This window comes from Mesorhizobium sp. M4A.F.Ca.ET.020.02.1.1 (assembly GCF_004022645.1).
Lineage (GTDB): Bacteria > Pseudomonadota > Alphaproteobacteria > Rhizobiales > Rhizobiaceae > Mesorhizobium.
Genome location: NZ_RZOI01001326.1, coordinates 1 through 635 on the forward strand (window position 1 = coordinate 1; position 635 = coordinate 635).

General features: G+C 61.4%; 1 protein-coding gene. It reads left to right on the plus strand.

Annotated elements, in window-relative coordinates; genetic code table 11:
• Positions 1 to 594 (plus strand): transporter substrate-binding domain-containing protein (locus tag EN742_RS36930; protein WP_128333992.1); only part of this gene is annotated, 594 nt, incomplete at its 5' end.
• Positions 595 to 635: the final 41 nt, after the last annotated feature.

The window sequence follows — 635 nt, forward strand, 5'->3', positions numbered from 1 at the left end:
AAGGTCAAGTGCACCTTCGTCGCCCAGGACTGGGACGGCATCATCCCGGCGCTGCAGGCCGGCAAGTTCGACGCCATCATCGCCTCGATGTCGATCACGCCCGAGCGCGCCGAAAAGGTCGATTTCACCCACAAATACTACAACACACCGCCGGCGATCGTCGCGCCGAAAGACAGCGACATCAAGGGCGTGAACAAGGAAGACCTGGCCGGCAAGACGATCGGCGTGCAGGCCGCGACCACGCATTTCAACTACGCGAGCAAGACTTACACCGACAGCACGGTCAAGCCCTATCCGACCGCGCAGGAATACCAGCTCGATCTCGCCAATGGCCGCCTCGATGCCGCTAATGACGACATCGTCGTGCTGCAGCAGTGGCTGGATTCGCCTGACGGCGCCTGCTGCAAGCTGGTCGGGGCGATCAAGCCGGTGGTCGAGATCCATGGTCCGGGCGCCGGCATTGCCGTGCGCAAGGGCGAGACCGACCTGGTCAACAAGTTCAATGCCGCGATCGACGCCATTCGGGCCAACGGAAAATACAAGGAAATCAACGACAAGTACTTCAAGTTCGACGTCTACGGCGGCGATTCCTGATCCGCCAGGGTTGACGACAGGAACGGCGGGGATTTCCCGCC